The 25,403-nt window shown below is 56.6% G+C and carries 23 protein-coding genes; 16 read left to right on the plus strand and 7 right to left on the minus strand.

From position 1 onward, the window contains the following. Positions 1–3: 3 nt before the first annotated feature. Positions 4–732, minus strand: coding sequence for a Crp/Fnr family transcriptional regulator (locus GLP52_RS12480; RefSeq protein ID WP_093732138.1), 729 nt, complete (start codon positions 730–732; stop codon positions 4–6). Between the two features lie 83 nt (positions 733–815). Between GLP52_RS12480 and GLP52_RS12485 the strand changes: the two genes are divergently transcribed. After that, a complete protein-coding gene (locus GLP52_RS12485) occupies positions 816–1,172 on the plus strand; it encodes a hypothetical protein (protein ID WP_093732137.1) in 357 nt (118 codons plus the stop codon). Here the strand turns inward: GLP52_RS12485 and GLP52_RS12490 are convergent. The 3 genes from GLP52_RS12490 to GLP52_RS12500 form a co-directional block, all read right to left on the minus strand. Beyond that, a complete protein-coding gene (locus GLP52_RS12490; RefSeq protein WP_237272563.1) occupies positions 1,135–1,512 on the minus strand; it encodes a hypothetical protein in 378 nt (125 codons plus the stop codon). The genes GLP52_RS12485 and GLP52_RS12490 overlap by 38 nt on opposite strands. After that, positions 1,512–1,814, minus strand: coding sequence for a DUF883 family protein (locus GLP52_RS12495; RefSeq protein ID WP_237272564.1), 303 nt, complete (start codon positions 1,812–1,814; stop codon positions 1,512–1,514). Before GLP52_RS12495 ends, GLP52_RS12490 begins: the two co-directional genes overlap by 1 nt. A 144-nt stretch (positions 1,815–1,958) precedes the next feature. After that, positions 1,959–2,768 (minus strand): response regulator, encoded by an 810-nt coding sequence (locus GLP52_RS12500; protein ID WP_093732134.1) that lies wholly within the window; start codon positions 2,766–2,768, stop codon positions 1,959–1,961. A 108-nt stretch (positions 2,769–2,876) separates the two neighbouring features. On the opposite strand from GLP52_RS12500, the gene GLP52_RS12505 reads away from it, so the two are divergent. The 4 genes from GLP52_RS12505 to GLP52_RS12520 all read left to right on the plus strand — a co-directional run bounded on the left by GLP52_RS12505 (position 2,877) and on the right by GLP52_RS12520 (position 5,753). Then, positions 2,877–3,032, plus strand: coding sequence for a NepR family anti-sigma factor (locus tag GLP52_RS12505; protein ID WP_093732133.1), 156 nt, complete (start codon positions 2,877–2,879; stop codon positions 3,030–3,032). Continuing rightward, the gene (locus GLP52_RS12510; protein WP_093732132.1) at positions 3,029–3,586 is read left to right on the plus strand and encodes an RNA polymerase sigma factor; all 558 of its coding nucleotides are present in this window, start codon (positions 3,029–3,031) and stop codon (positions 3,584–3,586) included. The genes GLP52_RS12505 and GLP52_RS12510 overlap by 4 nt, the downstream gene beginning before the upstream one ends. Positions 3,587–3,666: 80 nt before the next feature. Further along, on the plus strand, positions 3,667–5,310 hold the full coding sequence (locus tag GLP52_RS12515) for a sensor histidine kinase (RefSeq protein WP_237273563.1): 1,644 nt from the start codon (positions 3,667–3,669) through the stop codon (positions 5,308–5,310). A 293-nt stretch (positions 5,311–5,603) separates the two neighbouring features. Beyond that, a complete protein-coding gene (locus GLP52_RS12520; RefSeq protein ID WP_167354505.1) occupies positions 5,604–5,753 on the plus strand; it encodes a hypothetical protein in 150 nt (49 codons plus the stop codon). A 45-nt stretch (positions 5,754–5,798) separates the two neighbouring features. Here the strand turns inward: GLP52_RS12520 and GLP52_RS12525 are convergent, their stop codons facing one another. Continuing rightward, the gene (locus tag GLP52_RS12525; protein ID WP_093732130.1) at positions 5,799–6,350 is read right to left on the minus strand and encodes a cupin domain-containing protein; all 552 of its coding nucleotides are present in this window, start codon (positions 6,348–6,350) and stop codon (positions 5,799–5,801) included. Between the two features lie 253 nt (positions 6,351–6,603). On the opposite strand from GLP52_RS12525, the gene gabT reads away from it, so the two are divergent. Beyond that, positions 6,604–7,923: a 4-aminobutyrate--2-oxoglutarate transaminase gene (gene gabT / locus GLP52_RS12530; RefSeq protein ID WP_093732153.1), complete on the plus strand. Its 1,320-nt coding sequence runs from the start codon at positions 6,604–6,606 to the stop codon at positions 7,921–7,923. A 70-nt stretch (positions 7,924–7,993) separates the two neighbouring features. Here gabT and GLP52_RS12535 read toward each other — a convergent pair whose 3' ends face one another. Next, on the minus strand, positions 7,994–9,610 hold the full coding sequence (locus GLP52_RS12535) for an FMN-binding glutamate synthase family protein (RefSeq protein ID WP_237272566.1): 1,617 nt from the start codon (positions 9,608–9,610) through the stop codon (positions 7,994–7,996). 450 nt (positions 9,611–10,060) lie between these two features. Between GLP52_RS12535 and GLP52_RS12540 the strand changes: the two genes are divergently transcribed. The 6 genes from GLP52_RS12540 to GLP52_RS12565 all read left to right on the plus strand — a co-directional run bounded on the left by GLP52_RS12540 (position 10,061) and on the right by GLP52_RS12565 (position 20,486). Further along, a complete protein-coding gene (locus GLP52_RS12540; protein WP_093732128.1) occupies positions 10,061–11,020 on the plus strand; it encodes a TAXI family TRAP transporter solute-binding subunit in 960 nt (319 codons plus the stop codon). A gap of 123 nt (positions 11,021–11,143) precedes the next feature. Then, entirely contained in the window at positions 11,144–13,912 is a 2,769-nt protein-coding gene (locus GLP52_RS12545; protein ID WP_237272567.1) for a TRAP transporter permease, read from the plus strand. 167 nt (positions 13,913–14,079) lie between these two features. Continuing rightward, on the plus strand, positions 14,080–15,186 hold the full coding sequence (locus GLP52_RS12550; RefSeq protein ID WP_237272568.1) for a carbon-nitrogen hydrolase family protein: 1,107 nt from the start codon (positions 14,080–14,082) through the stop codon (positions 15,184–15,186). Positions 15,187–15,269: 83 nt separating this feature from the next. Continuing rightward, on the plus strand, positions 15,270–18,008 hold the full coding sequence (locus tag GLP52_RS12555) for an aminotransferase class I/II-fold pyridoxal phosphate-dependent enzyme (RefSeq protein WP_093732125.1): 2,739 nt from the start codon (positions 15,270–15,272) through the stop codon (positions 18,006–18,008). Between the two features lie 24 nt (positions 18,009–18,032). Continuing rightward, positions 18,033–19,493: a biotin carboxylase gene (locus GLP52_RS12560; protein WP_093732124.1), complete on the plus strand. Its 1,461-nt coding sequence runs from the start codon at positions 18,033–18,035 to the stop codon at positions 19,491–19,493. 18 nt (positions 19,494–19,511) lie between these two features. Continuing rightward, positions 19,512–20,486, plus strand: a complete 975-nt coding sequence (locus GLP52_RS12565) for a C45 family autoproteolytic acyltransferase/hydolase (RefSeq protein ID WP_093732123.1) — start codon at positions 19,512–19,514, stop codon at positions 20,484–20,486. A 64-nt stretch (positions 20,487–20,550) separates the two neighbouring features. Here GLP52_RS12565 and GLP52_RS12570 read toward each other — a convergent pair whose 3' ends face one another. Then, a complete protein-coding gene (locus tag GLP52_RS12570; RefSeq protein WP_237272569.1) occupies positions 20,551–21,111 on the minus strand; it encodes a type 1 glutamine amidotransferase domain-containing protein in 561 nt (186 codons plus the stop codon). Positions 21,112–21,277: 166 nt separating this feature from the next. On the opposite strand from GLP52_RS12570, the gene GLP52_RS12575 reads away from it, so the two are divergent. Genes GLP52_RS12575 through GLP52_RS12590 form a run of 4 tightly spaced genes read left to right on the plus strand, consistent with a single transcriptional unit; the run spans position 21,278 to position 25,186 of the window. Continuing rightward, positions 21,278–21,925 carry a paraquat-inducible protein A gene (locus GLP52_RS12575; protein ID WP_237272570.1) on the plus strand — a complete coding sequence of 216 codons (648 nt, stop codon included), beginning with the start codon at positions 21,278–21,280 and terminating at the stop codon, positions 21,923–21,925. An 11-nt stretch (positions 21,926–21,936) separates the two neighbouring features. Next, entirely contained in the window at positions 21,937–22,542 is a 606-nt protein-coding gene (locus GLP52_RS12580; RefSeq protein ID WP_237272696.1) for a paraquat-inducible protein A, read from the plus strand. Next, on the plus strand, positions 22,535–24,619 hold the full coding sequence (locus tag GLP52_RS12585) for a PqiB family protein (RefSeq protein WP_237272571.1): 2,085 nt from the start codon (positions 22,535–22,537) through the stop codon (positions 24,617–24,619). The genes GLP52_RS12580 and GLP52_RS12585 overlap by 8 nt, the downstream gene beginning before the upstream one ends. A gap of 3 nt (positions 24,620–24,622) precedes the next feature. Beyond that, positions 24,623–25,186 (plus strand): PqiC family protein, encoded by a 564-nt coding sequence (locus tag GLP52_RS12590; protein WP_237272572.1) that lies wholly within the window; start codon positions 24,623–24,625, stop codon positions 25,184–25,186. Positions 25,187–25,403 lie beyond the last annotated feature (217 nt).

A 25,403-nucleotide genomic window follows, 5' to 3' on the forward strand; every position in this document is an offset into this window, starting at 1 on the left:
CGGCTACATCAACGGGCGTTTTGTCGGTTTGCTTCGTTCCGTCTCGGCAACGTCGGCGAGCTTATCCAGATCATTAACCTGCAGCACTTGATCGGACCATGATGCAAGCTGCTGATCGCGCAGCTTTGCAAGGGTTTTGTTGGTGTGAACCAGGGACAGGCCCAAAGCGTCCGCCAGATCACGCTGCGTAAAGGGAAGGGTCATCGTATTGTTGGTGACCATACCCAGCCCCATACCGCGTTCAAAGAACTTGAGCATCGCCCATGACACGGCTTGCAAGGCAGTGCGTTGACCGACAGTGGCCAGCGTCTCGCCGAGAAAATGTTCCTCGATTGCAGCGAGCCACGTGATGTCAAAGGCACGGTTGGGGTTGCTGCGGAAAAAGGTCCAAAAGTCGGATCGGTTGAATACACACATACGCATATGGGTGCGCGCATCAATGCTATGCCCCATTTCGCCTAGCATACCGGCCTGTAGCCCAAGGAAATCTCCGGGGAAAACAAAATTTATGACCTGTCGTTCACCATTGTCCAGCGACCTATGGCGAATCCCCATGCCTGAAAGCACAGTATAGAGTTGGGGGGAGTTTGATCCTTGCATCAGGATCGTGGTGCCGGGATCAACGGACAGCTCGCCGACCTTGAATTTCTTCATGAATTCGAGCTCTTCCCGTGTCATTGTGACAAAGGCGTCCTTTTTGTGCAGAGGACAATAACGACAATCGATACCCATTAAAAAATTCCTAACTCGTATGTCATAGTTTAACGCGATGCCGGATAGAGTTTGCTACACTTGCGTCAACAGAAAGGCGCGTTGTGATTCCTTTTTTCGTCTTTGATACAGACCCGATTGTTCGGGCCGATGTGGTCGATATCCTCGAACAGGCATGCGGCTGCACTGCCCTGTTTGTGTCCGAAAGCCTGACGGCTTTTGTCGAAGATCTGCGCAGTTGTTCTGCCCAAGCGGTTGCGCTTGTTTCTGGAACGAGACACGATCTGGCAGAGCTTTTTGCCTATGATCTACCCAAGACCAACGTGGCTTATGTCTTATATGGCCAAGGTCAGGCGCTTCCCGAACAGTATGTCTATTCCGTTGTCGACCGGCCTTTCACCAATGAAACCATGATGCAAGGCATTAGTGACGCGCTTGCTTCCCTGCGTTCAGACCGTTGACGAAAGCCATAATGATCGCAGCAATTCCGCCCACGCCGCCAGTCACTTGGGCTTGTTGCATTGCTTGCGCTCGCAAGGCCGCTTCGCGCTTTTGACGCCGAATCGCACGGGCGCGAATTGACAGGGCAGCGATCAGAACAAGACCTAGCCCAAAGAACAAACTTCCCAGAATTAGGCACGCCACCAAGGCCGAAGTAAACGTTAGCAGAAATAGCCAGAAGGCGACTGCGAGAAATGCCCCACCTACAATCAGGCAAAGCATCGCGCCGAAACCAATCGCTGCGGTTTGCGCAGTTCGGGTCGCCTTGAGGGCAACCCTATCTGTCACATATTCGAACATTAGCGGCGGGTCGCGAACAGACCGGCGATGAACCCAACACCCGCAGCGATGCCTAAGGCGGCAGTGGGCTGAGTGCGTACAAAATCTTCGGCGGTTTTCTGAGCTTCTAGCGCCTTATCGCGTCCGGAGTTTGCCATATCCTGAGCGGTGGACTTCGCCGTCGAGGCGGCTTCGGCGCTTTTGGCTTTGGTCAGATCGGCCATCGTGCTTGTCAGAGACGCAATATCGTCTTTTAGGACGCTCAGTTGGACCGAAATGTCATCGACAGACAGCGCTTTTGTGGTGGTTACGTCCTTGGCCATGGTGATCTCCAATATTCATGTGTTCACCAACCAAACGCGTCCTGTGGGTATAAGTTCCGACGCAATGTGTTTCACTTGGCACATCGCGCATAAAAAAAGGCCACGGTGGAACCCGTGGCCTTTTGTTGGTTCCCATGGCGGAGCTTAGCTGTTCAGCGTTTCTGTCGAAGAGAAGAACATCGCCTGCGAAACCGCGGAAACAACCTGATCCACAGTATATGGTTTAGAGATCAGGAACGCGGGCTCGGGCTTGTCACCGGTCAGCAGGCGTTCGGGGAAGGCCGTGATGAAGATAACCGGACGGTTACCCAGATCGCGCAGCAGGTCGTTGACCGCATCGATACCGGAGGAGTTATCGGCCAATTGAATGTCGGCGAGGATCAGGTCCGGCACGTCAGCCTTGCCTAGTTTTACGGCCTCTTCGCGTGTGCGTGCAACACCGGTGACCCGGTGACCCATCTCGGCAACGATAGATTCGATATCCATCGCGATAATCGCCTCGTCTTCGATGATCATGACCGAACCGGTTACACTATCGGCCATCTCACGGCGCGCAATCTGCACCAGCTGGCTGGCTTCGCTTTCTTCAACGCCGATGATTTGACCGACCTCTTTGAAAGAAAACCCTTCAATCGTGTGAAGCAGCAACGCTTCGCGGCTGTGGTTGGTCAGCTTAGCGAGGTGTTTTTGCGCTTTGGCCCGGAGGCCGCTTTCGCCTTCTTCAACAGGTGCACCGGCACTGGCCCAAATGCCGTATAACACCCGAAAAACACCTGTACGCGTATCGACACCATCCAGAACCGACCGATCTGTCAGGATCGCTTCGAGCGACGCGGCTGCAAAAGCATCGCCGCTGTTTTGGCTACCGGTAAGCGCGCGCGCGTAGCGACGCAGGTAAGGAAGGCATTCACCCAACGCATCGCTGACACTTGGTGTTTCGGTGACATCCGTCATTTATTGTCGTCCTTTTAAAATATTTCTGGAACCAAACCCCCTAACGTTAAGTTTGGTTCCATGTCATATGTATATATATAGTATTTAGAGAAGGCAGGAAACTTGTTGATGCAATCAGGCCAAAACGACGAGCGTGAGCGCTTTATCGATGAAAATCTTCGCCGCGTTTACGATGAAACGATGGAAGAAGGCGTTCCAGATAAATTCAAGGACCTGCTCAACCAGCTGAAAGAGCAGGATAAAACTGTTGGTAAAAAGGGATGAGCGCCGCTGATCCGCGCGATCAACTGGTAGAGCATTTGCCAGCCATGCGCGCCTTTGCCATTAGCCTGACCCGCAATGGTGCGATCGCCGATGACATGGTTCAAGACACTTTGGTCAAAGCCTGGACAAATATCGAGAAATTCGAGGTCGGCACGAACATGCGTGCGTGGCTCTTCACAATTTTGCGCAACACGTATTATTCGTCGCGTCGTAAGGCCAACCGTGAAGTCGCGGACGTCGATGGTGTGTTCACTGAAAGCCTGGCTGAAAAGCCGGCACACGATGGGCATATGCAAATGACAGACTTCCGCAAGGCTTTGGGTCTATTGAAGGACGAACAACGCGAAGCTTTGTTGCTTGTGGGTGCATCCGGATTCTCTTACGAAGAAGCTGCAGATATGTGTGGCGTGGCAGTAGGGACAATCAAAAGCCGGACCAACCGTGCACGTGCGCGCCTTGCTGAGTTGATGGGCTTGCGTGACGATGAAAGCCTCGAAATGACGGATGATGCGACAATGTCTGTAATTTCTGCATCCAAAGTTTCTTCCTTCTGACCATGACCTCGGGGTTCCTATCAACGAATATTTTTCGTGGCCTCGCGTTTCGCGTGCTGCTTTTCCTATCGCTCGCACTGTTGCCAATTGGTCTGATTGCTGTCGTTCAAACACGCGAGATCGCCGATCAGAGCCTTGAAAACGCAGAGCTTTCTTTGCTTGCAATAACAGAGCAGGCCTCGACGTTGGAAAATGGCACGATCAGGGAAGCCTTTGGTGCGGCTGCTGCTTTGGCGTCGGTGGTCAAGCTAATAAAATCCGACGATGTCTCGTGCAGCGCCTTCATGCGCGAATACCAAGAGCTATCTGAACTTTATACCGTCGTGAGCTTCATCACGCCGGAGGGGAACATGGACTGCGTTTCTACTGGCGTCTCGGGTAATGTATCAGACCGGGATGTCTTTCAGAAGATGACCCAATTCAAGACCCGGATGGCGAATGTCACCGACAATCCGGCGCAAAGCTCCGAGCCGGTGATGATCGTCACAAATCCGCTTAAGGTTGATGATGAGTTAATCGGGTTCATCAACCTGTCTGTGCCGCTTAAAAGTTTCGACGACGCTCCTGAACCGGAGCAGTCGGCGCGCCCGATCTCTATGCTGACGTTCAATGCGCAGGGCGATATTCTGACGTCAAAAGGCGCGCTCGACACGACCCTAAAGGAACTGCCGTCTTTCGCGGCATTAAAATGGTATGCGGGCAAATCTGGCCGCGTCTTCCATGAAACCAATCAAGAGGGTGAGGAGCGCGTATATGCGGTGCTGCCGATCGTGTCTGGCGTCGGGTATGCCATGAGCGTTTGGCCCAAAAACTCCCCGCTGCTGAAGGCCGGTGCGATGACCCGGTTGAGCTTTGTGCTTCCGATTGCGATGTGGCTTGCCAGTCTTATCGTCGCGTTTTGGGCGCTGAACCGCCTGGCCATCAAACATATCCGCAAGCTTGGCCGGCAAATGCACCACTTTGCGTTGAACCGGACCTTGCCGAGAACGACGCTCGGCGGTGTCGTTCCAACCGAAATCGTCAATATGGAACATGCTTTCGTTGGCATGGCGGAATCTATCCTACGGGATGAGGCCGCGCTAGAAGATAACCTGCGCCAAAAGAACATCCTTCTAAAAGAAGTTCACCACCGGGTGAAAAACAATCTTCAGCTGATCTCGTCGATCATGAATATGCAGATTCGTCAGGCCACCACGCCGGATTCCAAGCGTGTCTTGCAGCGCCTTCAAGATCGGATCCTTAGCCTCGCGACGGTGCACAAAAGCCTGTACCAAAACGATAACCTGTCCCGCGTCGACGGGGGCGCGCTGATGCATGAAATTGTGAACCAACTACTTAGTGTTGGGTTGCCTTCGGGCTCTGCCGTGAAGGTGATGCAGAATTACGAAGCCGTGCAGTTGGACCCCGACGACGCTGCTCCTTTGACGTTGTTGGTATCCGAGGCGATCACAAATGCGCTGAAATATGTCGCTGCCGACGCGACGGGTGCGGGTCAAATCGAAGTGAGCCTGTCGCATACCCAACCCGAAATGGCGCTGCTGTTGGTCAAGAATACCGTCGGCAAAGGCGAAGTCGAAGACGGCACGGGGCTTGGCTCTCGTTTGATCAACGCGTTTTCACGGCAGTTGAACGGACAGGTGGAGATTACCGAGGATGACGGGCTTTATGTTCTTCGGGTTGAATTTCACGTGCCCCTGCAGGCGAAAGATGTTTACGACTATTAAATTGCCGTAGACTAAGCGAAAATAATTGAAATTTTTTTGCTATGTCGCGGATGAATCCCGCGGCGGCCTGTCACTAGGTCCACTTTTCACGCAACTGTAGGGATTCATGGGCCTTTTGCCGATTTCACCTCGATTGCGGTTCTCGGTGACTATGTCAGGCGACATTCTTGGGCGCAGCGGATTATAGCCCACGCTCTGCGGTGCAGCATTTAGGGGGGTCCAAGGCTGGAACCTTGTGATCCCCCGACTGTTACTCTCCTGAACGAGCCACACAAAGCGTACAGGAGGCATCAATGACGACAGACTTGTTTATCGCATCATTTTTGATTCTCGCTTTGGCTGCAATCGCTATCGTTTCGCTGACCACGCAGCGCGGCAGCGAAGAGAAAAAGCGCCAAAGATCGTCTTTGCATCGCCCTATCCGGCGCGACGACGAACGATAATCAAAGGCATAGTGCGGGGTATCCGCACTTCCACATATAACGAATTCAAAAACTCGGCGGCGTACATGCACTTACAACAATGCATAGGACGTCGCCGATGTTTCTGAAACGGTGCGGCAATCGGCTGTCGAACAGGTAGCCATCGCCAGCGGCCAGAACAGCCACAGCACCATCTACGGTCACCTCGATCTCTCCTGATATGACAACGCCGGCTTCTTCGCCTTCGTGCACCAACAGTTCGGGCCCTGTATCTGCGCCGGGGGGATAGGTTTCGTGTAGCACCTGCAGGGAATGCTGTTCAGCGTTTCCGAGCTGCCGAAGCGAAACCTGTCCGTCACTGGTCGGTGAGACTTTGGTAAATTCGCTCTCGCGGTAGAACACCTTGGGGGTCTGGGTGTCTTCCAACGTCGAAAAGAATTCCGCCATGCTGATCGGGATCGCGTCCAGCAAGCTCTTCAAAGACGCAACCGACGGGCTCGTCTTGTTCTTTTCAATGAGGGAGATGGTGCCGTTGGTCAGCCCCGCCTTGGTCGCCAGTTCGCGCTGAGACAGGCCGCGGTCTTCTCTAATCGATCTTAGTCTTTGACCTATATCCACGTCCGGTCCCCGGATTATTTCTTTCAGCTTCCTAACCCGTATCATGGTGCGATCACAGGCAAATTTTAGCGCAGTAACTTCAAGTAAATTTTGCTGGGATAGATCTATATTGACAATTAAATTAAACGCAATAATAGGATTTTAAACGCAGGTCGCGTTTCAAAATGAGGATTTGTATATGCCTAGCACTGTCAAAAAACAGCCGCGCAATGCCGCTGCAAAGAAATCGGCAAAAAGCAGCGTCGTGCCCGACATGCTTGATGCGAATGTATCTGTCGAAACCAACGCGCAGCTGATTGCACGCCGTGACCTTGCCGTCCCACGTGGTGTCGCGTCTGCCGCGCCGATCTATGCGAAATACGCCGAAAACGCAGAGCTCTGGGACGTAGAGGGCAACCGCTATATCGATTTCGTCGGCGGCATTGGTGTGCTGAACACCGGCCACCGCCACCCCAAGGTGATCGCCGCGGCAAAGGCGCAAGAAGACCAGTACACGCACACCAGCTTTCAGGTCGTGCCTTATGGGCCCTATATTGATCTGGCCGAAAAGCTGAACGCGCTGGCCCCTGGGGATACACCCAAGAAAACCCTGCTGGTCACAACCGGTGCCGAAGCGGTGGAAAACGCCGTTAAAATTGCACGCGCCGCGACAGGCCGCCCCGGTGTGATTGCCTTTACCGGTGGCTACCACGGGCGCACGCTGCTGACGCTGGGGATGACGGGTAAAATCTCTCCTTACAAAAAAGACGTTGGTCCCTTCCCGTCAGATATCTTCCGCGCGCCCTTCCCTTCGGCCCGTGATGGGATCACCGTTGAGGACGCGATCACTGGCCTGAAAAACCTGTTCCTGACCGACGCGCAGCCCGAACGTGTGGCCGCGATCATCATCGAACCCGTTCTGGGCGAGGGCGGCTATACCCCTGTGCCCTTCGACATGATGCGCCAGCTCCGCGAGATCTGTGACCAGCACGGTATCATGCTAATTGCAGACGAGGTTCAGGCAGGCTTTGGCCGGACTGGCAAATGGTTCGCGATTGAACACTCCGGCGTAGTGCCTGACCTGATCACCGTGGCGAAATCCATGGCGGGCGGTTATCCTTTGGCCGGTGTTATTGGCCGCGCCGATGTTATGGACGCGATGATCCCTGGCGGTCTGGGGGGCACCTATGGCGGCAACCCCGTCGCCTGTGCCGCAGCGCTTGCCGCGATTGAGGCGATCGAGGAAGAGGGCCTGTTGCAGCGGTCGCTGGACATGGGCGAACACCTTAAGGCGCGCTTTGCCGAGATTGGTGCACGCTCCGCGCCGTTCCGCATGTGGGATATCCGTGGTTTGGGTGCGATGGTTGCAGTCGAGTTTGTGACCGACTTTGACACCGCAACACCCGACGGTGATTTCACCAAGCGCGTCATTGCGCATGCGCTCAAGCGCGGTCTGTTGCTGCTAAGCTGTGGCATGCAGGGCAACGCTGTGCGTGTGATGGTGCCGCTGACCGCGTCCGATGCGATCATCGAAGAGGGGCTCGAGATATTCGAAGCCTCCGTCGCTGCCGCGGTTGCCGAAGACGCAAAGTAAACTGTCCAGACTGACTGAAAGGCGCGCCGGGAAACCTGCGCGCCTTTTGTGGTTCTGATCTTGGCGGCGGCTAGTCGAACGGCACAAAGCTGTCGGCCTGCGCCCGTGCCCAACGGGTTTTGTTGCCGTTATAATCGGGTGATTGATCGTCCAGCAAATAGCCTTCGGGCAGGTAGCCATAGACCTGATCTCCCTGCACCATACTGTTATCGCTTTGCCGCATCATCATATGCCGGGGCAGGAAATTGCTGGGGCTTTCCAGGCCGGCGGCACCGGCCATCTCGCCCAAGGCCATCAGCGTATTGTGGTGAAACCGCGCGACACGCTGGCTTTTGTCGTCCACATCCAGCGCGCGTTGCCGCGTGGGATCTTGGGTCGCGACGCCAACGGGGCACTGATTGGTATGGCACGCCTGCGCTTGAATGCAGCCCACCGCAAACATGAACCCACGGGCCGAGTTGCACCAATCCGCGCCCAAGGCCAGCGCCCGCGCAATATCAAAGGCCGACACAACTTTGCCCGCGGCCCCCAGTTTCACCTGATCGCGGATACCGGCACCGCGCAAAGTGTTGTGCACAAAGGTCAGCCCCTCGACCATCGGCATGCCGACGTGGTTGGCGAACTCTAGCGGGGCGGCGCCCGTGCCGCCTTCGGTGCCATCCACGACGATAAAGTCGGGCACGATCCCGGTCTCCAGCATCGCCTTGACCATACACATGAATTCGCGCTGGTGTCCGATGCACAGCTTGAACCCGACGGGTTTGCCGCCTGACAGATCGCGCAGCTTGCCTAGAAACTCCATCATCTGCACAGGCGAGGTAAAGGCAGAGTGGGCTGCGGGCGAGATACAGTCATGCCCCATCGGGATGCCCCGTGCCGCCGCGATCTCGGCGCTGATCTTTGACGCGGGCAGCATCCCCCCGTGGCCCGGTTTGGCCCCTTGGCTAAGCTTGAGCTCGATCATCTTGATCTGGTCGCTGGCGGCTTGTTCCTTGAACTTGTCGGGGTCAAACTTCCCATCTTCTGTGCGGCAGCCAAAATAGCCTGACCCGATTTCGTAGATCAGATCACCGCCGCCCTCGCGGTGATACCGGCTGATCCCGCCTTCGCCGGTGTCATGGGCGAACCGGCCCATCTTGGCACCCTTGTTCAGTGCGCTGATCGCATTGGCCGACAGCGACCCAAAGCTCATGGCAGAGATGTTATAGATCGACGCATCGTAGGGTTGCTTGCAGTCCTTGTTGCCGATGGTCACGCGAAAATCTGTATCGGTGATATGCACAGGCTGCACCGAGTGGGTGACCCATGAATATCCAGCATCATAGACACGCATCCGCGTCCCGAAAGGTCGTGCATCTTCAACGCCCTTGGCGCGTTGGTAGACCAACGACCGGTCATCGCGGCTGAAGGGTTCTTCGTCCTGATCGGATTCAATCAGGTACTGCCTGATCTCAGGGCGGATGCCTTCAAAGAAGAACCGCATGTGACCCAGAACAGGATAGTTGCGCAGGATCGAATGTTTGGTTTGGATCAGATCGTAAATCCCCATCGCCATGAGGGTGCCCAAGATCACTGCCGGTAGGATCATCCACCACGACCACAGCGTCGAAAGCGCCGCGAACAGAACGAAAAGCGCTGAGATGAGCGCAAAAGGGCCAAAGCGGCCGAGGGACTTTAGTGCTCTCATAGGGAGGAGGCTCCTGCTGGAATGGCGAAGGTCAAATGCACCTTTTTCGGAGGGTATATAGCACGATAAACCTCAATGTACTGCGCAACCCAGTCGGATGTTCGGCCCTACTGCCGGCGCGCAGTTTTGATAATTCGTCAATCCGCGCTATCATTATCCCATATTGGAATGGGCGTTTAGAAATAGCTATGAAAAATCAGTTGATTACAGGACTATCGCATTGATATTTGTGCCCTGCGTCCGTTAAATGACGGTGGCCTTTTTGTACCGCATAGTGAAAATAAAACACAGTTTCATCACGCGAAACATATAGGGTCAGAGCATGTTTTCGGGGAGGAAACGGAATAAATCCGCTTGTTATGCTTCGGAATATCTGCGCTCATTTCAACCATCACGGAGAGCATACGCATCAATGACGTGTGTTCAGACAACTAAGTTGGGAGACTTCAAATGACGATTTTCAAGTCCATCGCCATCGCCTCTGCATTGGTCGCGGGTACCGCAGCCACCGCGCAGGAAAAATTCATCACTATCGGGACCGGCGGCCAGACCGGGGTATACTTTGTTGTGGGTCAGTCGATCTGCCGCTTGGTAAACCGTGACAGCGCCAAGACCGGCCTGAAATGTACCGCCCCGTCCACCGGTGGTTCCATCGCCAACATCAACGCCATCAAGGCGGGTGACATGGACATGGGTGTTGCCCAGTCCGACTGGCAGTTCCACGCCTACAACGGGTCTTCGCAGTTCGAAGGCGATAAGTTCGACAAAGAGCGGGCGGTATTCTCTGTCCACGCCGAGCCTTTTAACGTGATCGCGCGTGCTGATTCCGGCATCGAAAGCTTTGACGACCTAAAAGGCAAACGTGTCAACATCGGCAACCCCGGTTCCGGTCAGCGCGCCACAATGGAAGTCGTTCTGGATGCCAAAGGCTGGACCCTGGATGATTTCGCGCTCGCATCCGAGCTGAAGCCAGCCGAACAGGCTGCGGCTTTGGGCGATAACAAAGTCGACGCGATCATCTATACCGTGGGCCACCCCAACGGGTCGATCCAGGAAGCCGTATCCACCGTAGACGCCAAACTGGTGCCGGTAGAAGGCGAAGCGATCGACAAGCTGGTCGCCGATAACCCCTTCTACGCCTACTCCACCATCCCCGGTGGCATGTACAAAGGCACCGATGCGGATGTGAAAACATTCGGCGTGAAAGCGACTTTTGTGACTTCTGCCGACGTGGATGATGAAGTCGTGTACGAAGTTGTCAAAGCCGTGTTCGACAACTTTGACCGCTTCAAAAAGCTGCACCCCGCATTTGAGAACCTCAAAGAAGAAGAGATGATCAAAGACGGCCTGTCTGCGCCTCTGCACGACGGTGCGGCGAAGTACTACAAAGAGCGTGGCTGGATCGAATAAGCCAAACTCTTGACCATTTACGAACGCGGGGGAGACCTCGCGTTCGTACCCTGCGGCAACGACCGCAGCAGTAAGACAATAAACGTGCACCTGTCCTGATACGGGGCCACCAAGGGGACGAAGATGTCACAAAATGACCAACACCAAGCCGCCGCAGTAGAAGCTGAAGCCGCCGGCAAAGCCGGGCTGAGCCAGAGTGACCTCGACGAACTTGTCGCGTCTTCGGATACGGGCGGCAGGTCTGCGACCGGCAGCGTTGGTGTTTTTCTTGCGCTAACTGCGCTGGCATGGTCGCTGTTCCAACTGTGGATCGCATCCCCTCTTCCCTTTATTTTCGGGTGGGGCGTCTTTAACGACACCGAGGCACGCTCGATCCATCTGGCTTTTGCCATTTTCCTTGGCATCGCGGCCTTCCCTGCAGCGCGCACGAAGGTGCAGCTAGGACTTGGCGTTCTTGTGCCGGTGATGCTGGCCTATCTATTTATGGTTGCGGCCAAGGACGGCACCCCGACATGGTGGATCCCGCTGGTCGCCATCGCCATTGTCGCAACTGTTGTGCTTGGATCGCCCAAGGATCGTATCCCGCTGTGGGAATGGGCCTTGGCATTGGTCGGTGCGGCGTCGGCCCTATATCTGTTTGTCTATTACCGCGAAATCTCGGGCCGCGTGGGGGCACCGAACATGCAGGATACGGTCGTCTTTGTGATCGGCATTATGATCCTGCTTGAAGCAACGCGCCGCGCACTTGGGCCTGCGTTGATGATCGTCGCCTCGGTTTTCCTTGTATATAACGTGTTGGGGCAGATGATGCCCGACATCATCGCGCACAAAGGCAATTCCTTGTCCGAGATCGTGAACCACCAGTGGATCACCACCGAAGGCGTGTTCGGGATCGCGCTTGGGGTTTCTACCTCGTTCGTCTTTCTCTTTGTGCTGTTTGGCGCCCTGCTGGATAAGGCCGGTGCCGGTAACTATTTCATCCAGGTTGCGTTCAGCCTGATGGGTCACATGAAGGGCGGGCCGGCAAAGGCTGCCGTGGTGTCCTCTGCGATGACGGGTCTGATTTCGGGGTCTTCCATCGCGAACGTGGTGACCACGGGGACATTTACCATTCCGTTGATGAAGAAGGTGGGTTTCAGCTCTGAAAAAGCCGGCGCGGTAGAGGTGGCATCGTCGGTCAACGGGCAGATCATGCCGCCCGTGATGGGCGCTGCGGCCTTCTTGATGGTTGAATATGTGGGCATCCCCTATTTCGACGTCGTCAAACACGCCTTCTTGCCAGCCGTGATATCCTACATCGCCCTAGTCTATATCGTGCACCTCGAAGCGCTTAAGGCCGGTATGGTCGGGCTTGAACGCCCCTATACGCCCAAGCCGATTGTGCAACGTCTACTGGTGTCTGCCTTTATCATCGCCTGCATTTGCGCGCTGAGTTTTGGAGTTTATTATGGCATGGGTTGGCTGCGCCCGGCCTTCCCCGACACTGCGGGCTATATCATCTTTGCGCTGCTAACGGCGGTCTATGCCGGTCTGCTGTATATCGGCTCGAAAGAAGAGCCGCTGGTGCTGGATGATCCGAACGAGCCGGTGACACGTTTGCCCTTGCCCGGTCCAACGGTGCGGTCGGGCCTGCACTTTATCCTGCCGATCGTCGTGCTGGTCTGGGCCTTGATGGTGGATCGCCTGTCGCCGGGACTGTCGGCCTTTTGGGCCACGACCTATATGGTCTTTATCCTCGTGACACAGCGCCCGCTGATGGCGTTGTTCCGTGGTGAAAGCCAGTTCGCGAATGATGTGGTCGCGGGTATCCGTGATTTGATCGATGGGTTGGTCGTCGGTGCGCGCAACATGATCGGCATCGGTATCGCCACAGCGACCGCCGGCGTTATCGTAGGTGTCGTAAGCCAGACCGGGGTTGGATCGGCGCTGGCGGATGTGGTCGAGGTGCTTTCGGGCGGTAATATCCTTGCGATCCTGTTCCTGACCGCGATCCTGTCGCTGATCCTTGGGATGGGGTTGCCCACAACGGCGAACTATATCGTTGTATCGGCCCTGCTTGCGCCTGTCATCGTGACGCTGGGCCAGCAGAACGGCTTGATCGTGCCGCTGATCGCTGTGCATCTCTTTGTGTTTTACTTCGGTATCATGGCTGACGTGACGCCTCCGGTTGGATTGGCGAGCTTCGCCGCCGCGGCCGTGTCCGGTGGCGATCCGATCAAGACCGGTGTTGTCGCGTTCTTTTACAGCTTGCGGACGGCGGCGCTGCCATTCCTGTTCATCTTCAACACCGAACTTCTGTTGATTGATGTAACGGTGGTGCAGGGCATTTTTGTCTTCATTGTCGCGACCTTTGCGATGCTGCTGTTCGCGGCAGCGACCCAAGGCTGGTTCATGGCCCGCAACCGTTTCTACGAGACGATTGCCCTGCTGCTGATAGCCTTTACCCTGTTCCGGCCCGGTTTCTGGATGGATATGGTCTTTCCGCCCTATACCGAAGAGGCACCGGCCGCGATCGTGCAGGCCGCCGCCGATACTCCGATGGGCGAAGACCTGCGTCTGCGGGTGGCTGGTATTAATGATTTGGGCGATCCGATTGAGTTTGTGGCGCTGTTGCCAATCAGCGAAGGCACCGCCGGCGAGGAACGGCTGGAGGCAGCGGGCGTGATCACCCGTGTCGAGGACGATAAGATGTTCATCGACGATGTGCTCTATGGGTCTGCCGCGCAAGCTGCCGGTCTGGACTGGGATCAAGAGGTGCTGCGTGTCCTGAAACCCGTCGCAACCCCAAGTAAATATTGGATGTTCATCCCCGCGCTGTTACTGCTGGCCCTCGTGGTCGTGCTGCAACGGGGTCGCACAGCGCGTGCGGCGCGCAAAGAAGCGGTGGTGTAGAAAATTAGTTTGTGCAGGTTACGCATAGAGGCCATGCAAATGCCGGTGGGGTCATCATCACGTCACGTGTTTAATATTCCCAACAATGGGGGTATGGACACGTCACCTTGGGCGTATGGGCGGAGTATTTCCGGCCCCTTCCGCCCATTTGGACGGAGTGACAAGTTATGACACCTTTTGCGATTGCAGGCGTACAGATGTACGTCAACGCGCTGGAGTCCAACGTTGATGGCATGATCCAGCGACTGGACATCCTGATGGCGCGTTTTCCATGGACCCAGATGGTCCTGTTTTCCGAGCTGGCGCCTTTTGGCCCGCTTGACCAGTTTGCACTACCCCCCGAAAATGAAACGCTTGAGGTGTTTCAGGCTGCTGCACGCAAACACCGTGTCTGGCTGATCCCCGGCTCCATGTTCCTAAAAAATCCCGAGGACGGGCGCGTGTACAACACCGCCGTGGTGATCAACCCCGAGGGCGAGATCATCCGCCGTTACGCCAAAATGTTTCCGTTCCGGCCTTATGAATCCGGCATCGCGGCGGGCACTGAATTCTGCGTCTTTGACGTGCCAGAGGTCGGGCGTTTCGGGTTGTCAATTTGCTATGATATGTGGTTCCCCGAAACCACCCGCCAACTGACCAGCCAAGGCGTTGAAGTGTTGCTGACACCGGTCCTGACCGGCACCACTGACCGCGATGCAGAGCTGGCGATTGCCCGTGCGACCGCGGCGCAGTTCCAGTGTTATGTCTTTGCTGTCAACGGTCTGGGCGCGGGCGGCGTCGGTAAATCGCTGGTCGTTGATCCCACGTCGATGGTGCTGCACCAGTCCGCGGGTCAGGAAGACATGTTCCCGATCGAAGTCGACCTGTCGATGGTGCGTCGTCAGCGCGAAACCGGCATGAAGGGCCTGGGGCAGGTGCTTAAATCCTTCCGCGACCGGTCTACCGATTTCTCGATCTATGATCGCTCCAGCGGGACGGACGCCTATCTGAACACGCTTGGCCCGCTTGAGGTGCCCCATCAGGGGACCCGCGCCGGCCTGCACGTTGATGTGCCCGCACAACGGGTACCGGACGCGCCCGTATTCAAAGGGCATGAAACAACGACACCAGCGGTTCAACCGGGCTTTGCCCCCGAACCGCTGCCAAATCCAACGGCAGGGACCGCCAATATCGAGGCCTCTGTCGCACCACCTGTGGCTCCGGCTGCAGCGACACCAAATCCACCCGCAAAGCACGGTGATCTGCCGGGCAGCGGGCCGACATCTAGCGGCTAGGCTGCGGCACTCAGGTCCGGCACTTTTTAAAAGTGCCGGACATCGGGATGCAGCAGTCGACCGCCCAAAGCGGAGTACGATTGATGCATTCTATGAACGATTATTCGTCGGCAATTCAGTTGCGGTCCGACCGATGGAGCGCGCTGCGTGAAGCAGCAAGCGGGCTCACCCGCGCTACCACAGCGAAAGAAACCGACACCCTGCGCGCCAAATGCGTAACGCTGTTTGAATCCCTGGCGCTGATCGAACCCTATTGGGCCTTTCCCGGCATGGCGGCGTTCGAACACCTGCAGCGGATGCTGAACAACAACAGCGTTGACGATATGTCCTTTGCGGTAAACCGCATAACGCGGGCGCTGACAACGGGGGCCTATCGCCGTCGCACCATCCCGCTGGAACGCGACAGCATCGATCATGACGAACATGACGACGAGGCCATGCTGTCCCCCGAAGCGCGGGCGCTGACCAAGCCGTATTTCGAGGTGTTGATCGTCGATGACGTGAATGACCAGCAGGAACGTTGGCTGAAATCCAACGTCAGCCGGATGCGCCGCCCCGAAGACCCGTTCCACTATGAGGCGGTGGTGGTCAAATCCATCGAAGACGCGCTGATCGCGGTGCTGTTCAACCACAATATCCAAGCCATCGTTGTGCGCCCGGGTCTGACGCTCAAATCCAAAATGGACGAGACTATTCTGGCTCGGTATCTCGCGCGCGCCGGCGGGCAGGAGGAGATCGACAAGCTCCAACCCGAAAACTATGGCCCCGAACTGTGCCGGATGATCGCCAAGGTCCGCCCCGAGCTCGACGCCTATCTGGTGACCGAACGGTCGGTCGAGGATATTGCCGGACTGGATCTGGGGATCTGCCGTCGGGTCTTTTACAACCAAGAAGACTTTATGGAGCTGCACCTGAACATTCTGCGCGGAGTGCAGGCGCGAAACAAATCGCCGTTCTTCACCGCACTTGTCGAATATTCCAAACAGCCCACGGGTGTCTTTCACGCGATGCCGATCAGCCGCGGCAAGTCGATAACGCGGTCGCATTGGATTCAGGATATGGGCGCGTTTTACGGGCCGAACATCTTCCTCGCGGAAACCTCTGCCACGTCCGGCGGGCTGGACAGCTTGCTGGAACCCCATGGGCCGATCAAAGAGGCGCAGGAACTGGCAAGCCGCGCTTTCGGATCCAAGCAGACCTTCTTTGCCACCAACGGGACATCGACCTGCAACAAGATCGTCGTACAGGCGCTGGTCCGGCCCGGTGACATCGTGCTGGTGGACCGCGACTGCCATAAATCCCACCACTACGGGATGGTGCTGGCAGGCGCGCAGGTGTGTTACCTCGATAGCTATCCGCTGAACGAATACTCCATGTATGGTGCCGTGCCGCTGCGTGAGATCAAGCACCAGTTGCTGGCGCTCAAGGCGGCGGGCAAACTGGATCAGGTGCGCATGTTGCTGCTGACCAACTGCACGTTCGACGGGCTGGTCTATAACGTCGAGCGGGTGATGGAGGAGTGTCTGGCGATCAAGCCCGACCTGATCTTCCTGTGGGACGAGGCGTGGTTTGCCTTTGCCCGCTTTAACCCGACCTACCGCCAGCGCACCGGCATGAACGCCGCCAATACGCTGCGTGTGCGGTTCAAGTCGGACGATCATCGCGCCGCCTATGAAAAGCAGCAGGCAGAGCTGAAAGACGCGGACGACGAGACGTTGCTGAATACGCGGCTGATCCCCGCGCCCAATGCGCGGGTGCGGGTCTATACGACGCAATCGACCCATAAAACGCTGACATCCCTACGGCAGGGGTCGATGATTCACGTGAACGATCAGGACTTTAAGGGCGAGGTGGAGCAGAGCTTCCACGAAGCCTATATGACCCATACCTCGACCTCGCCGAACTACCAGATCATTGCCTCGCTTGATGTGGGGCGGCGTCAGGTCGAGCTTGAAGGCTATGAATTCGTGCAGCGCCAGATCGAGGCCGCCTTGTCGATGCGCCGCGCGATTGCCGACCATCCGCTGCTGAACAAATACTTTAAGGTGCTGACCGCGGGCGACATGATCCCACAAGAATATCGCGAAAGCGGGGTGACCAGCTATTACGATCAGCAACAGGGCTGGACCGATATGTGGGACTGCTGGGAGAAGGACCAGTTTGTCTTGGATGCCAGCCGTGTGACGCTGCTGGTCGGTGGTACAGGCTGGGACGGTGACACGTTCAAGACCGATATCCTGATGGACAAATACGGCATCCAGATCAACAAGACCTCGCGCAATACCGTTTTGTTCATGACCAACATCGGCACCACGCGGTCCAGCGTCGCCTATCTGATCGAGGTGCTGGTCGAGATCGCCAGATCGTTGGACGACCGTCTGGATGACGCCAGCAAGATGGAACGGCGGTCCTTCGACAACCGCGTTGCCAACCTGATGGAGAACTATCCGCCGCTGCCGGACTTTAGCCGCTTCCACGAGGCGTTCCGAAACGACAATGTGACCTCAGAAGGTGATATTCGCACGGCGTTCTTCCTCGCTTATGACGAAAAGAACACCGATTACCTTGAACTGAACGGCTCGCTAAAGGATGCGATGGACGCCAACCAGACGGTCGTGTCTGCCAGCTTTATCATCCCCTATCCCCCCGGCTTTCCCATCCTTGTCCCCGGACAGGTGGTAAGCCAGGAAATCCTGTCGTTCATGCGGAATTTGGACGTCAGCGAAATCCACGGTTACCGCCCCGATCTGGGGCTGCGCGTCTTTACGGATGCGGCGCTGAAACGGGTGCGCAAGAAAAACCTGTCGTCTTCACCTGACTAAGATTGAGCAAAGGACCAAAATATCATGACAACGACTGTTCTTAAGAATATCTCGGAAATTCGCCGGTTCTTTCACCGTAACGAAGACCCTGTGTACTTTATCTCGGCCACGAACTTTAACCTTCTGGGTCTCGATGAGTGGGTGAAAAACTTCAAATACATCTGCTATATTGACTGCTACGGCGGCAAGCACCCGAACGTGTTCTGCCCCTCGGAACAGCCCCATGCGGAATTCCAGAGCATCGAAGACATCAACAATTATCTGCTGCAGCACAAAGAGGTTATCGACTTCATCAAGCGGCGCGGTGGCAAGCCCAAGTTCGTGTTCCTGATGTTTGACGAGGAAACCGAACGCCTGTCGAAAGAGCTGGGGGCGGATGTCTGGTTCCCCAAGGCCAAGCTGCGTCAAAAGATGGACAACAAGATCGAAACCGTCCGGATCGGCAACAAGGCCGGTGTGCCGTCGGTGCCGAACGTGCTGGCCGAGGTCAAAGATTACGAAGACCTCAAAAAGACCTGCGAGAAGGCCGGGATCGGGCACGATCTGGTGCTCCAATCCGCCTTTGGCGATAGTGGCCACACGACGTTCTTTATCAAGTCCGAAGCAGACTTCCGCCGTCATGAATCCGAGATCGTCGGCGAGGGCGAGATCAAGATCATGAAGCGCATCGACTGTCGCGGCTCGGCCATCGAGGCATGTGCCACCAAGGAAGGCACGATCGTGGGCCCGCTGATGACCGAGCTCGTTGGCTTTAAGGACCTGACGCCCTATCGCGGGGGCTGGTGTGGCAACGAAATCCTGTCGACGGCCTTTCCACCCAAGGTCCGCCAGAAAGCGCGCGAGCTGACTTATAAATTCGGGGAACAGCTGCGCAAAGAAGGCTATCGTGGCTATTTCGAACTGGATTTCCTGATCGACAAAAAGACCGGAGACATCTGGTTGGGCGAGCTGAACCCGCGCATCACAGGCGCGTCGTCGATGACGAACCACGCCGCCTTTGCCCATGCCGATGCGCCGCTGTTTCTGTTCCACCTGCTGGAATTCAGCAAGAAGAAGTTCAATCTGGATGTCGAAGAGCTGAACAACCGCTGGGCTGACCCGCAGAACATCGATGGCTGGAGCCAGATGGTGATCAAACACACGGACGACAGCGTCGATATCTGCACCGAAGCGCCAGAGACTGGTATCTACAAGATGAAGGAAGACGGCAGTGTGGTGTTTGACCGCTTTGACTATCACCGTCGTGCCGTGGAATCCGAGAACGAGGCGTTCTTCCTGCGCATCTTGCAGCCGGGTGATTACCGCTATGAAGGGGCCGACATTGGCATCCTTGTGACCCGTGGGCGGTCGATGACCAAGTCTTTCCAGTTGAATGAGCGCGCGAAAAAGTGGATTCACGGGATCAAACAATCGGTGAATGGTCGTCCGTTGCCCGTCGCAGAGGCGGGGCCAGCGATGTCTGATCCGGCGTTCAAGATCCTTTAAGCACCGAAAGGGCAGCATATGCTGTGGCGTGCCATTTCAGAAGAATTGCCCGGCCCGAAATGGGCCGGGCTTTTCGCCGAATATTGGCCTTTCTACCGTAAATGGTGGCTGAAGGAAGGTGAACCCGCGCGCCCGACCTATGCCGAATGCCGTCGTGCACTTAAAACTCATATGCCCGACCTCATCCCGCTGTACGAAGACCTGTGCGACCAGGCGGGCGGCGGTGATCTGGCAGCAAGGTTCCTGAGCTTCTATTGCCCGCCGCCCTATCTATCGGGGTGCAGTCAGGCGGTATGGGGTGGCAAGGAACCTGTCATGGTGCGCAACTATGACTATAATACCAACGCGTTCGACAGTCTGGTTTTGCGCACCGGCTGGAATGGTCGTCGCGTGATGGGCACATCTGACGGGCTGTTCGGGTTGGTCGATGGGGTGAATGATGCGGGTTTGTCGATTTCGCTGACGTTTGGTGGCCGGCGTGTGGTGGGCGTGGGCTTTGGCGTGCCGCTGATCCTGCGCTATGTGCTGCAAACCTGCGAGACTGCCGAGCAAGCGGGCGAAATTCTGGCGCGTGTGCCGACCCACATGAGCTATAACGTCACCGTGCTGGACCGCAAACGCAAGTATCTGACCGCGCTGATGGCGCCGGATCGTCCGGCGATCATCACCAAGGCGGCCGTGGCGACGAACCATCAGGAAAACGTCGAATGGATCAGCCACGCACGGTTCACCGCGACGGTCGAGCGTGAGAGATACCTGCTGCAACGGCTGCGGTTTCACCGTGATCCGGAAGAAAAGTTCATCAGCACGTTCCTCAAGCCGCCGCTTTATTCGCACCAGTTTAACGCAGGCTTTGGCACGCTTTACACCGCCGTCTATCGCCCCCGTAAACGCGAGATGGAGCACCGTTGGCCCGGAACCGTCTGGCATCAAAAACTGGATGCGTTCGAGGAAGGGTCACGCAATGTGCTGATGCCCGTCACGGTAACGTAGACCGCGGGCACGCATGAAAAAAGGCGGGACATCTGCCCCGCCTTCGTCCTCCGCTACACCGGATTTATGCGGCTTTGCGGTTGTGTTCACCTTCTTCCACTTCCTCGACGATCTTGGCGATAAACGCTTCCAAATCCTCGGGAGAGCGGCTGGTGATGATGCCCTGATCCACAACAACTTCGCTGTCCTCGTAATGCGCACCGGCGTTTTTCACGTCTGTCGCAATAGAGGCATAGGAGGTTGCTGCGCGGCCCTTGATGATGCCTGCTTCGATCAACAGCCAAGGGGCGTGGCAGATCGCGGCCACGGTCTTGCCCGCGTCGGCAAAGCTTTTAATCAGGGCTACGGCGTCCTTGTTGGCGCGCAGCAGATCGGGGTTGATCTGGCCGCCGGGCAGCACAATCGCGTCATAGTCGTCGACGGTGACATCTGACAGTGCTTTGTCAGCGGCAATGGTGTTGCCCCAGTCGTCCTTGTCCCACCCTTTGATATCGTTTCCATCGGGGGTCGCGACATGGACTGTTGCCCCGTTGGCCTTGAGGTCATTCAACGGGCGTTCCAGTTCGGATTGCTCAAAACCATTGGTGGATAGGATCAGAATTTTCGCGTCTGTGATCTGTGTCATTAGAAAGCTCCTTTCGTGTTCGCTATCTTCACCGACACAACGTCGCGGAATAGCGAATGTTCCTGAACGGAAAGCAGCACTGGCGGGCTCTTGCCTGCGTCAGGGATGACCATTTCGTGTCTAGAAACCGATACACACGGGTCATGATCTCCACTATACCAGCGGGATGAAAGACACGGACGATCACACCTCCCCCCCTGATCTGGAGCAGATAATCGTCTGCCCCCAGTGCGATGCTGTGTATCAGCTGAAAATCCCCAGCATCGGCGAAAAAGCAGTGTGCGAACGCTGCCACACGGTGCTGATCGAGCCGCGCAAGCAGGCGGGGCTGAAAATCATCGCCATCGCCTTCGCAACTTTTGTCCTGATCCTTGGCGCGACGTTCTTTCCGTTTTTGAATATCGATGCGGCAGGGAACAAAAACTCTGTCTCGGTGATGGATGCTGCTCTGGCGTTCTCGACCGGGCCGCTGCTGTTGCTTTCACTGGCGACGGCTGCCCTGATCATGCTGGTGCCCTTGGCGCGGGTGATGCTGACGCTCTATGTGCTGGTGCCCGTTGTACTGGACCTGCCACCTGCGCGTCACGCCATGCAGGCTTTTCGGCTGTCGCAGGCGTTGCAGCCTTGGTCGATGGCCGAAATCTTTGCGCTTGGCTGTGCGGTGGCGCTGGTCAAGATCGCCGACCTAGCAACTGTGGGGTTTGGGCCAGCATTTTGGATGTTCTGTGGTTTGGTTGTTCTGATTGTGGCGCAGGACAAATTCATGTGTAAATGGTCTGTATGGAATTCGCTGGAAAATCCCAAAAAATCCTAAGTGCCCGCGAAATGGGTCTGGTTGCCTGCACACGGTGTACGCGTGCCTGGCCCATCGGTACGCCGGTTTGCCAACGTTGCGGCCACAAGATGCTGTCGCGCGACTTTGGTAGTATGCAGCGGGTTTGGGCGTTCTGGGTCATGGGGCTGCTGTGCTACATTCCGGCCAATGCCTACCCGATGCTCAAGACGCGCACGCTGTTTCAGGTGGACGAAAGCACCATCGTCGGCGGTGCGGTCGAACTGGCACATCACGGGGCCTATGGCATTGCGTTCATCATCCTGCTAGCGTCGGTCGCAATCCCGCTGGCCAAGTTCTGGGCCATCGCCTTTCTGGCGGTCAGCGTCAAAAGACCCAATGCCGAAGCGCAGCGGTCGCGCCATGTGATGTATGAAATCGTAGAGTATATCGGCCGCTGGTCGATGATCGATATCTTTGTGGTTGCGATCCTTTCGTCGCTGGTGCAACTCAAGACATTGGCGACAATCAATCCCGGCCCTGCGAGCATGTTCTTCGCCTTGTCGGTCATCTTTACCATGCTATCTGCACAAGCATTCGACTCCAGACTGATCTGGGACACGAACGCTTCCGATGGGGATCCCAATCAACATGTCTGACACGCCACCCGAGGTTAAGGTTAAATCCGCGCGCAAGCTGTTTTTAAGCGGCGCGTCCATCGTCTGGATCATTCCGATTTTGGCGCTGGTTGCGGCATTGGGTGTGGCGATCAGCAGCTACAATTCCCGCGGTCCTGTGATCTATGTTGAGTTCGATAAAGGGGCAGGGATCAAAGCGGGCGAGACCGAACTGCGCTATCGCGACGTGACCGTGGGCCGCGTCGAGGAAGTTGGTTTTACCACCGGCTTGGGCAAGGTTGTCGCGACAATCCGTGTCGACAAGAACGTCGGTCCCTTCATCGACGCCAGCGCGTCGTTCTGGATCGTGCAGCCCCAAGTATCCGCGCAGGGCATCACCGGCTTGGGCACCGTGCTAAGCGGCGTCTACATCGAGGGCAGCTGGAACGATGAAATAGGCGAATTTGCCGAACGCTTCGTCGGGTCGGATGCGCCGCCCTTGATCCGCGCGGGCCAATCCGGTTTGCAGATCGCGTTTCGCACCGTGGGGAATGGAACGCTGACGGATGACGCCCCCATTCTTTATCGCGGGATTGAGGTCGGTCGTATCGGTAAGGCGGCAATCGCGCCAAGGGGCAATTTCGCCATCGTAGAGGCGCTGATCTACGAAGAGCACCGCAACCTGATCAACAGTAGCACTCGTTTCTGGGATACCTCGGGGTTCAGCCTGTCCTTTGGGCCTGGCGGCGCCGAAGTCGATTTTGAATCGATTGCGACGTTGATCGGCGGGGGGATTACCTTTGACACTTTCGTCTCTGGTGGCGACCGCGTGCAGGATGGCACTGTTTTCGATATCTTCCCCACCAAGGAGGACGCGCGCAGTGCAGTGTTCAACGCCACGGATGTCGAACCTTTGATGCTTAACGTTATTTTCGACGACAACGTTTCGGGCCTCGCCGTCGGTGCCACCGTAGAGTTGAGCGGGCTGAACATCGGCGAAGTCGATACGCTGTCTGGGATCGTGGATTTTGATCAGTTCGGCGACAGTCGTGTGCGGTTGAACGCAACGCTGGCAATCCAGCCGGCGCGCCTTGGATTGCCGGGGGATGTGACTGCCGAAAGTGCGTTTGCCTTCTTGCAAGACCGTGTCGTGAATGGGCTTCGGGCAAGACTTGCATCTGCAAGCCTGCTGACGGGCGGTCTGAAAGTGGAACTGGTGGTCGTCGACAACGCTCCGACCGCGCGGCTTGTCCCTGCGGGCGACAACTTCCCCGTGATGCCCACGACCAAGAACGAAACATCTGATGCCGCAGCCACGGTCGAAGGTGTGTTTAGCCGTATCAACAACCTGCCGATCGAAGAGCTGCTGAACAGCGCCATCGGTCTGATGAATTCGCTGCAAGCTTTTGTCGGCAGCGATGAACTGCAACAGACCCCCCGTGATGTCCGCACGTTGATCAACGAGGTCACGGGGCTGGTCTCGTCTGAATCGGTGCAGAATATTCCCGTCTCGCTGAATGCCACTCTTTCGCGTGTCGAAACGCTTGTCGCCACGCTCGAGGAAGAGCAGATGGCAGCACGTCTGCTGGCCGCTGTGGACTCTGTCTCGGAAGCTGCCGATTCCTTCACCACCTCGACCGAGGGCGTGCCCGAGTTGATCGAAGAAATGAAGACTGTCGCCGCCAACGCAAGCGAGCTTGAATTGCAACAGCTGGTCGACGAACTGACAGCGCTGACACGGTCCGCCGATCAGGTTATTGGCACACCAGACGCCGTTGCGCTGCCCGGTTCGCTCAAGGATGCGTTGGACGAGCTGAACTACACCCTGCGCGAGCTCCGCGAGGGCGGAGCGGTCGAGAACGTGAACCGTACCTTGGCCTCGGCGCGCAATGCGGCGGATAACATTGCCGTTTCCGCGAAGGATTTGCCACAGATCGTGACTCGCCTAACGTCCGTCTTTACGCAAGCAGAGCGGACGATCGAAGGGTATAACAAGGGCGACGAGATCAGCCGCACCGCACAGGAAACCATGCGGGACATCCAAAAAGCGGCCGATGCGCTTGCATCTTTGGCGCGCACCATCGAACGTAACCCCAATTCATTGTTGCTGGGACGGTAAAATATGAACGTAGTAAAAAGTATCGCAAGCCTTGGTCTGGTGGCAATCTTGGCAGCCTGCGGATCTGCCGATCGCTATGCCGTCGAGATGCCGCCTGTCACAGAGCGTGTCGGTATCCAATTCAACGCGGTTGAGGTACGTGACGTATCACTGCCCAGCTATGCCGCTGCCGATGAGATCCATATGCGTGCGTCCAATGGTGCTTTGGTCAGCTCTTCGGACGAACTGTGGGCCGACGCGCCTGAACGCGCCGTAGCTTTGGAGTTAAGCGAGAACCTGTCGCGCCTCACAAGCCGCCGTATCGCGTCAGAGCCATGGCCCTTCGAAGCCTACCCCGACGCCCGCCTTGAGCTGCGATTCAGCGAATTGCTGGCGACCGAAGCAGGCCAGTTCCGCGCTTCCGGCCAATACTTCGTCGCCGTCCTTACCGGTGGGCGTGAAAAATCGGGGTTATTTGATCTGTCCGTCGCATTCGACCCCAAGGGCGGCCCCGCGGCCATCGCTAAGGCGCGCGGGCAACTGATCCTTGATTTGGCCAGCTATATCGCGAAGAATGGCCTTAAATGATGTTTCTACGGGATCATTTCCCAAGATGTAGCAAATTTTATACGACTTTTGATTGAATTTTTCTCATAAGGATTTAGCAAAGCCGCCAACACCCCTTGGGGCGCAATCGCAGGACAGGCAGATCCTCTCTCCATGGTCACCAACCCGCATATCTGTGATTACGAAAGCGCTTTGCCTCGACCCTTCTTTTTAGCCATTTCCGGCAATGACCAACGGA

The sequence above is a fragment of the Sulfitobacter sp. M22 genome, from assembly GCF_021736025.1.
GTDB classification, from domain to species: domain Bacteria; phylum Pseudomonadota; class Alphaproteobacteria; order Rhodobacterales; family Rhodobacteraceae; genus Sulfitobacter; species Sulfitobacter litoralis.

What these genes read in the sequence shown, in the direction of transcription:
- GLP52_RS12575 (WP_237272570.1), top strand. Translation starts at nt 21,278, where the DNA reads ATGAAAGACACGGACGATCACACCTCCCCCCCTGATCTGGAGCAGATA.
- GLP52_RS12545 (WP_237272567.1), top strand. Translation starts at nt 11,144, where the DNA reads ATGTCACAAAATGACCAACACCAAGCCGCCGCAGTAGAAGCTGAAGCC.
- GLP52_RS12590 (WP_237272572.1), top strand. Translation starts at nt 24,623, where the DNA reads ATGAACGTAGTAAAAAGTATCGCAAGCCTTGGTCTGGTGGCAATCTTG.
- GLP52_RS12540 (WP_093732128.1), top strand. Translation starts at nt 10,061, where the DNA reads ATGACGATTTTCAAGTCCATCGCCATCGCCTCTGCATTGGTCGCGGGT.
- GLP52_RS12520 (WP_167354505.1), top strand. Translation starts at nt 5,604, where the DNA reads ATGACGACAGACTTGTTTATCGCATCATTTTTGATTCTCGCTTTGGCT.
- GLP52_RS12585 (WP_237272571.1), top strand. Translation starts at nt 22,535, where the DNA reads ATGTCTGACACGCCACCCGAGGTTAAGGTTAAATCCGCGCGCAAGCTG.
- GLP52_RS12570 (WP_237272569.1), bottom strand. Translation starts at nt 21,111, where the DNA reads ATGACACAGATCACAGACGCGAAAATTCTGATCCTATCCACCAATGGT.
- GLP52_RS12555 (WP_093732125.1), top strand. Translation starts at nt 15,270, where the DNA reads ATGCATTCTATGAACGATTATTCGTCGGCAATTCAGTTGCGGTCCGAC.
- GLP52_RS12580 (WP_237272696.1), top strand. Translation starts at nt 21,937, where the DNA reads ATGGGTCTGGTTGCCTGCACACGGTGTACGCGTGCCTGGCCCATCGGT.
- GLP52_RS12490 (WP_237272563.1), bottom strand. Translation starts at nt 1,512, where the DNA reads ATGTTCGAATATGTGACAGATAGGGTTGCCCTCAAGGCGACCCGAACT.
- GLP52_RS12560 (WP_093732124.1), top strand. Translation starts at nt 18,033, where the DNA reads ATGACAACGACTGTTCTTAAGAATATCTCGGAAATTCGCCGGTTCTTT.
- GLP52_RS12505 (WP_093732133.1), top strand. Translation starts at nt 2,877, where the DNA reads ATGCAATCAGGCCAAAACGACGAGCGTGAGCGCTTTATCGATGAAAAT.
- GLP52_RS12510 (WP_093732132.1), top strand. Translation starts at nt 3,029, where the DNA reads ATGAGCGCCGCTGATCCGCGCGATCAACTGGTAGAGCATTTGCCAGCC.
- GLP52_RS12565 (WP_093732123.1), top strand. Translation starts at nt 19,512, where the DNA reads ATGCTGTGGCGTGCCATTTCAGAAGAATTGCCCGGCCCGAAATGGGCC.
- GLP52_RS12480 (WP_093732138.1), bottom strand. Translation starts at nt 732, where the DNA reads ATGGGTATCGATTGTCGTTATTGTCCTCTGCACAAAAAGGACGCCTTT.
- GLP52_RS12550 (WP_237272568.1), top strand. Translation starts at nt 14,080, where the DNA reads ATGACACCTTTTGCGATTGCAGGCGTACAGATGTACGTCAACGCGCTG.
- GLP52_RS12495 (WP_237272564.1), bottom strand. Translation starts at nt 1,814, where the DNA reads ATGGCCAAGGACGTAACCACCACAAAAGCGCTGTCTGTCGATGACATT.
- gabT (WP_093732153.1), top strand. Translation starts at nt 6,604, where the DNA reads ATGCTTGATGCGAATGTATCTGTCGAAACCAACGCGCAGCTGATTGCA.
- GLP52_RS12500 (WP_093732134.1), bottom strand. Translation starts at nt 2,768, where the DNA reads ATGACGGATGTCACCGAAACACCAAGTGTCAGCGATGCGTTGGGTGAA.
- GLP52_RS12535 (WP_237272566.1), bottom strand. Translation starts at nt 9,610, where the DNA reads ATGAGAGCACTAAAGTCCCTCGGCCGCTTTGGCCCTTTTGCGCTCATC.